Origin of the sequence: Kitasatospora sp. NPDC051914 (assembly GCF_040680995.1) — a bacterium.
In the GTDB taxonomy this organism is placed as follows: Bacteria; Actinomycetota; Actinomycetes; order Streptomycetales; family Streptomycetaceae; genus Kitasatospora.
Genome location: NZ_JBFAXX010000008.1, coordinates 156,657 through 163,224 on the forward strand (window position 1 = coordinate 156,657; position 6,568 = coordinate 163,224).

Genomic DNA, 6,568 nt, shown 5'->3' on the forward strand with positions numbered 1-6,568 from the left:
CGGACTGGAGCACCACTGGTAAAAGAAAGTGGCATAGACCAGTTGGCCCGTCAAGTGGCGGCGGTGGAAGAGGTGTAGGCCCGCGGCCGGCGAGGAGTTGATTGACTGGCAGGCATGACCTCCACCGTGTTCGAGACCGACACCCCCGACCCGATCGCCTACCTCGACCGGGTGGCCGCCACGGATCTCGGGCGGTCCTACAAGCAGCGCATGCTCGAGGAGCTCGACGTCCGGCCCGGCGGGACGGTGCTGGACCTCGGCTGCGGCCCCGGCACGGACCTCGGCGCACTGGCCGGGGCGGTGGGCCCGGCAGGGCGGGTGATCGGTGTCGACCACGACCGGGCCGCCGTCGACACCGCGACCGCGCGCACGGCAGGGCAGCCCGCCGTCGAGGTCCGGCTCGGCGACCTCCACGACCTGCCGCTGCCGGACGGCGCCGCGGACCGCGCCCGCACCGACCGGGTGCTGCAGCACGTCGCCGACCCGGGCCGGGCGCTCGCGGAGATCCGCCGGGTGCTGCGGCCCGGCGGACGGCTCGTCACGGGAGAGCCGGACTGGGGCACCCTGACCGTCGACCACCCGGACGGCGACCTGTCGCAGGCCTACACCCGGTACGTCACCGAGCAGGCCGTGCGCAACGCCCGCATCGGCAGCCGGCTCCCGCGGCTGGCGGCGGAGGCCGGCTTCGCGGTGGCGGCCGTCCTCCCGGTCACCCCGGTCTTCCGGGACGTCCGCGCCGCCGACCTGATCCTCGGCCTGGAACGCTGCACCCGCCGGGCCGTCACCGCCGGGTACTTCACCGAGGACGGGGCCGCCCGCTGGCTCGACCACCTCGAGAGCGGGCCCTTCTTCGCGGCCGTCACGTTCCACGTCGTGGTCGCGGAGCGCTGAGCGGGCCTCCGGCGGCCGAGCCGCCCGTTCGGCGATCGTCTGCACCGCCGGCCGGGCGGTGGCCCCCGCCACGGAGGGCGGGGGCCACAGTGTCGTCCCGGAGCGCGGCCCGGTGTCGCCCCGGAGCGGCCGGGCCCGGCGGCACCCTAGGGCTTCGGCTCCGGCTTCCAGTCGCGGACGAGGAGCCCGAGCAGCACCTCGTCCAGGAACTCGCCCATCACCCAGGCCGAGGAGCGCAGCACGCCCTCGCGGACGAAGCCGTTGCGTTCGGCGGAGCGCAGCATCGCGGTGTTGTCCGCCAGCGTCTCGATCTGCAGGCGCTGCAGGCTGCGCACCACGAAGCCGTAGTGGCAGAGCACCGCGACCACGTCGGTGCCGTAGCCCTTGCCGCGGGCGGACGGCAGCAGGCCCAGTCCGATGTGCGCGGACCGGTGGTGGGTGTCGATGCCCCACAGCGTCGCGGTGCCGACCAGCGCGCCGCCGTCCAGCTCCACCACGGAGAACTGGACGAGCCCCTCGTTCGTGTCGTCCACCACGAGCCGCGGGTCCTTCGAACCGGGCGTCATCGGCCGCCAGGGCCTGCCTTCGGCGCGCGAGGCGTTGACCACGTCGTCGTAGAGCTCGGTCCGCAGGATCGGAATGTCGTCCTCGTGCCGGGCCCTGAGCCCGACCGTGCTGCCTCTAAGCATTCAGGCTTCCTATCCGGCCGGACCGCCCGGTGGCAACCCGATTTGCCCCGCCCCGGCCGGTGCCACGATGCCCGCGGGTCGGCCCACCGACGGAGCCGGGGTCGGCTTCCCGCCCGGTCTTGCATCTGCAGGGGAGCGGGCTGATCGGAAGGAGCGCAACGTGGCGCGAGGACCCACATGGGCGCCCGCCCGCATCTCCTGATCCCGGCGGCGCCGTATTGGTAAGGTACTGGTCAGTTTCGGGACGAGGGAGCTGCCATGTCGGGCGAGAGACCGAGGGGCGCGGTGAAGCGGACGCGGGTGCGCGACCATCTGCGGGATCTGGTGGAGGCCCGGAGCCCCGGTGAGCCGATCCCGTCCGAGCGGGTGCTGTGCGAGGAGCTCGGGGTGTCCCGGCCGACGCTGCGTGCGGCGGTGGACGAGCTGGTGGCGACCGGTCTGCTGGTCCGCGAGCACGGGCGCGGCATGTTCGTGGCGCCGGAGAAGGTCGTCCAGGAGATGGCGATGGCCTCCGAGGGCAGCGCCTTCAGCGTGCCGCGGGCGGCGGGCAGCTGGGCCGGGCGGGTGCTGGAGTTCGAGACCGTGCCCGCCGGGGCGCGGCTCGGCCGGCGGCTGCGGATCTCCCCCGCGGCGAAGCTGACCCGGATCGCCCGGCTGCGGCTGGTCGACGGCGAGCCGATGGCCATCGAGCACCTGCACGTGCCGGCCGCGCTGGTGCCCGGTCTGCAGCCGGCCGACATGGAGTCGGGCGACTTCTACGACCTGCTGCGCGAGCGGCACGGCGTCCGCGTCCGCGAGGCGGTGCAGTCGATCGAGCCCACCGTCACCAACGAGAGCGAGTCCCGGCTGCTGGGGGTGCCGGTGCTGTCGCCGGCGCTGCTGTTCGAGCGGCTGACCAGTGACGCGGGCGGCCGGCCGGTGGAGTACGTGCACTCGGTGTACCGCGGGGACCGGTACCGGATCGTCTCCCGGATCGCCTTCGACGACGGCCCGTCCGGGACGACGGCCGAGGGCCGGAGCGGCGGCCACCATCCGGGCATCCCGCCCGGGGACCTGCCGGGCCGGCCCGGCGGGCGGAGCACTACCACGGGGGATGTGCAGCCCCCGGCCTGACACTCCGTCGCTGGGCCGTCCGCGGGACACGGTCGGGGCCGGCGGTTGGCGTGCGAGCCGTCCGGGGATCATCCGCCGGTATGCAGATCAGATCATCAGGTAGTCGCCACATAGTCGGGTCAATAGTCGGGTCAATAGTCGGGGCCGGCCTCGGTCTCGTCCTGACGGCCTGCACCGCTCCCCCCGCCCGGCCCGTCGCTCCCCCGGTCACCGCCGCAGCCCCGGCCTCTGCCGCCGCCCTGCCGCCGGACGCCCCGGAACCGACCCCCTTCCTCGCCGAGCAGCACCAGGTCGACCCGGTGGTGGCCGCCCGCGCGGCGGCCGAACGCCAGGCCCGCGCCATGGCCGAGCGCTGGCACCTCGACCGGCTGCCCGCCGCCGCCCCTCCCCCGCCCGGGCAGCGCCCCGTGCTCGCCGCCGGACAGCCGGGGGTCACCCTGCGGGACGGCCTGCCGCCCGTCGTCCGGCGCGTCCCGACCGAGGACCGCGTCGTCTTCCTGACCATCGACGACGGCGCCGAGAAGGACCCGGAGTTCGCCCGGATGACCGCCGAACTCGGCATCCGCTACAGCACGTTCCTCTCCGGCTACCTCGCCCGCTCCGACTGGGGCTACTTCCGCGGCCTCACCGCCGACGGCCGGGCCACCGCCGGCAACCACACCCTCAACCACCGGGACATGCGCAAGCTCACCGCCGCCGAGCAGCGCGCCGAGATCTGCGGCCAGCAGGACGAGATCGACCGCGAGACCGGCAGCAGGCCGCCGCTCTTCCGCCCGCCCTACGGCGAGTACACCGACGACACCCTGCGGGCCGCCAAGGAGTGCGGCATCCGCGCCGTCCCGCTGTGGAACGAGGAGGCCTTCCCCGACCGCATGGAGTACCGCCAGGCGGACCGGGTGCTGCACCCCGGCGACATCATCCTCACCCACTTCCGCGGGCCCGGGGAGTGGAACGGGACGATGACGGACATGCTGCGGCTGGTGCTGCGCACCGTCGAACAGCAGGGCTTCACGCTCGCCCTGCTCGACGACTACCTCTGAGTCCGGCCCACTCGCCCGGACCGACCTGCCGGGCTTCCGCGCAGCGAGACAGCCGTCCCAGTATCCGGAAACGGATGGCAGCCCCCGCGGCCGCCGTGATCGACTGTGCGCTCCGCACGGAAGGAGCGCCGCCCCATGTTGCCATCCCTCGACGGCCTGGTCTTCTCGCCCACCGGCCGCGCCGAGCACGGCGAGGTCGACGCCGCGACCAGCTTCGCCTACCGCGAGCAGGAGGGGCGCGTCTGGGCCTCGTACCAGGGCGGCGACATCGTGCACGGCCACCTGGTCGGCACCCGCGCCGGCGACACCCTCGACTTCCGGTACGTCCAGCTCAACCGGGACGGCGAGACCAGCAGCGGACACTGCGTCAGTACCGTCTCCCGGCTCGGCGACGGACGGCTGCGCCTCGACGAGACCTGGCGCTGGGAGTCCCGGCCCGGCGCCGGGACCAGCTCGGTCGAAGAGGTCCTGCCGCCCGCCGGCTGACGCCGCTCCACCACCACCGCCGCGTCCGAACCGCCCGGTCAGTCAGCCGAAGGAGCCGCCCGTGTCCGACGCACCCGTCCACCTCGTCCTGCCCGGCTACCAGAACTCCGGCCCCGAGCACTGGCAGAGCCGGTGGGAGGCCGCCGACCCCGGCTTCGTCCGGGTGCAGCAGGCCGACTGGGACGAGCCGCAGCTCGCGGACTGGGTCGCCGGGCTCGACCGGGCGGTCGCCGCCGCCGGCCGACCCGTCGTCCTCGTCGCGCACAGCCTCGGCTGCATCACGGTGGCGCACTGGGCCGCCGGCCGCACCGACACCGCCGGGGTGCTCGGCGCCCTGCTCGTCGCCCCGGCCGACATCGACACCGCCGAGGTCCCCGAGCTGTACGGCTTCCGGCCCGTCCCGCTGCAGCCGCTGCCCTTCCCCAGCACCGTGGTGGCCAGCAGCGACGACCCCTGGTGCACGATCGAGCGGGCGGCCGCCTTCGCCGCCGCCTGGGGCTCGCAGTTCGTCGGGGCCGGCGCCCTCGGGCACATCAACAGCGACTCCGGCCTCGGCGACTGGCCGGAGGGCCGCACCCTGCTCGCCGACCTCGTCGGTCGGGCCGGGCCGGGCGGTCGGGCACGGCGCGGTCAGGCGTAGTACGAGGCCACCGCCCGCAGCGCGGCCGGCACCGGGCGGGCGGCACTGCTGCCGTCCGGGCGGCGCGCCGACTCGCGCGCACAAAGCAGTTGGAGCACCACAAGGGGCGCGTGGGGGCACCTCCCGGCCGAAGGCCGGCCGTTGACGCCTGCGCCTAGGGTGCTCGTACGACGAACCGTTCGGTCGGCCTACCGGAGGAGATGCACCAGCATGACCGCGACACCCGCCCCTGCCGTGGCGTACGTGACCAGCCGGGAGGCTCCGGACATGGAGGCGGAGGTGGCGCTGGCCGCCTTCGCCGGGCAGGGGCTGGCTGCCGAGCGGGTGGTGTGGGACGACCCGGCGGCCGAGTGGTCGCGGTACGACGTGGCGGTGGTGCGCAGCACCTGGGACTACATCGGGCGCCGGGCGGAGTTCCTGGACTGGGCGCGGCGGACGGCGGAGCTGACCCGGCTCTGCAATCCGGTGCCGGTGCTGGAGCGCAACACCGACAAGACGTATCTGCGCGAGCTCGCCGGGGCCGGGGTACCGGTGGTGCCGACGGCGTGGGTCGCACCGGGCGGGCGCCTGGACGGCGGAACGGCGCCGTGGCCGGAGCTGGTGGTGAAGCCGACCGTGTCGTCCGGGGCCCGGGACACCGTGCGGACCACCGACCGGGCAGCCGCCGCCGCCCACGCCGAGAGCCTGACCGCGGCCGGCCGGACGGCGATGGTGCAGCCCTACCTGCCGGCGGTGGACGGCGAGGGCGAGACCTCGCTGGTCTTCCTGGGCGGCGGGTTCAGCCATGCGGTGCGCCGCGGGCCGATGCTCTCCGGGCCGGCCGGCCGGTTCGCGGACGAGGCCAGGGAGCCGGACGCCGATCAGCTGGCGGTGGCCGAGCAGGTGCTGGCGGCCGTGCCCGAGCGCTCGGAGCTGCTGTACGCCCGGGTGGATCTGGTGCGCGACGAGGACGGTGCACCGCTGCTGATCGAGCTGGAGCTGACCGAGCCGCGGCTCTTCCTGCAGTACGACCCGCAGGCCCCGGCCCGGCTCGCGGCGGCGGTGCGGGCGCTCGCGGGCTGATGCCGTACGCCGGGCCGACGGTCTGTCGGCGGTCCGTTGTCGGTGCGGCGTGCCAGGCTGGCCGCAGGCGATCCGCGACGACGAGGGGACGGCGATGGACAGGCAGGCCGAGGGCGCGTTCACGGTGGACGGCTGGGAGCCCGAGGTGGTCGACGAGCTGCCCGGCGCGACGCTGGCCCGGGTGAGGCTGACCAAGACCTTCCGGGGTGCGCTGGCGGGCACCAGCACGGTGCACATGATCAGCGCCGCGGACGGCGAGGGCCGACCCGCCGCGTACACGGCTTTCGAGCGGTACACGGGTGAGCTCGACGGCCGCAAGGGCAGCTTCGTGCTGCAGCACTGCGCGCCGGGCAGCGGCGGCGAGCGGCTGGTGGTCGCGGTGGTGCCGGGCACCGGTACGGAGGAGCTGGCGGGGATCACCGGCCGGCTCGACATCCGGATCGACGACGAGGGCAACCACACCTACGCCTTCCACTACACCCTGGGCTGAGCCGGGCGTGCGGACGGCCCGTTCCCCTCGTGGGGGAACGGGCCGTTGCGGTGCGCGGGGGCCGGGCCGGGTGTGGGGCCGCGGCGTTCGCAGCAGTGCGGGTGCGGGTCCTACTTGGTCAGGCCGGCCTTGACCGAGCACACCGGCCAGGCGCCGG

General features: G+C 74.9%; 8 protein-coding genes. 7 read left to right on the top strand and 1 reads right to left on the bottom strand.

Translation table 11 applies throughout. From position 1 onward, the window contains the following. Positions 1–114 precede the first annotated feature (114 nt). Positions 115–891: a methyltransferase domain-containing protein gene (locus tag AB0M03_RS08220; protein WP_363489748.1), complete on the top strand. Its 777-nt coding sequence runs from the start codon at positions 115–117 to the stop codon at positions 889–891. Between the two features lie 146 nt (positions 892–1,037). Here AB0M03_RS08220 and AB0M03_RS08225 read toward each other — a convergent pair whose 3' ends face one another. Continuing rightward, the gene (locus AB0M03_RS08225; RefSeq protein WP_363489750.1) at positions 1,038–1,580 is read right to left on the bottom strand and encodes a GNAT family protein; all 543 of its coding nucleotides are present in this window, start codon (positions 1,578–1,580) and stop codon (positions 1,038–1,040) included. Between the two features lie 258 nt (positions 1,581–1,838). On the opposite strand from AB0M03_RS08225, the gene AB0M03_RS08230 reads away from it, so the two are divergent. The 6 genes from AB0M03_RS08230 (at position 1,839) to AB0M03_RS08255 (ending at position 6,411) form a co-directional block, all read left to right on the top strand. Further along, the gene (locus tag AB0M03_RS08230; RefSeq protein WP_363489752.1) at positions 1,839–2,693 is read left to right on the top strand and encodes a GntR family transcriptional regulator; all 855 of its coding nucleotides are present in this window, start codon (positions 1,839–1,841) and stop codon (positions 2,691–2,693) included. Positions 2,694–2,773: 80 nt separating this feature from the next. Further along, positions 2,774–3,733 carry a polysaccharide deacetylase family protein gene (locus AB0M03_RS08235; protein WP_363489754.1) on the top strand — a complete coding sequence of 320 codons (960 nt, stop codon included), beginning with the start codon at positions 2,774–2,776 and terminating at the stop codon, positions 3,731–3,733. A 135-nt stretch (positions 3,734–3,868) separates the two neighbouring features. Beyond that, positions 3,869–4,219 carry a hypothetical protein gene (locus tag AB0M03_RS08240; protein WP_363489756.1) on the top strand — a complete coding sequence of 117 codons (351 nt, stop codon included), beginning with the start codon at positions 3,869–3,871 and terminating at the stop codon, positions 4,217–4,219. Positions 4,220–4,280: 61 nt separating this feature from the next. Next, complete coding sequence (locus AB0M03_RS08245) at positions 4,281–4,859, top strand: alpha/beta hydrolase (RefSeq protein WP_363489758.1); 579 nt, start codon at positions 4,281–4,283, stop codon at positions 4,857–4,859. A 210-nt stretch (positions 4,860–5,069) separates the two neighbouring features. Beyond that, the gene (locus AB0M03_RS08250) at positions 5,070–5,921 is read left to right on the top strand and encodes a hypothetical protein (RefSeq protein WP_363489760.1); all 852 of its coding nucleotides are present in this window, start codon (positions 5,070–5,072) and stop codon (positions 5,919–5,921) included. 94 nt (positions 5,922–6,015) lie between these two features. Beyond that, a complete protein-coding gene (locus tag AB0M03_RS08255) occupies positions 6,016–6,411 on the top strand; it encodes a DUF3224 domain-containing protein (RefSeq protein WP_363489762.1) in 396 nt (131 codons plus the stop codon). Positions 6,412–6,568: the final 157 nt, after the last annotated feature.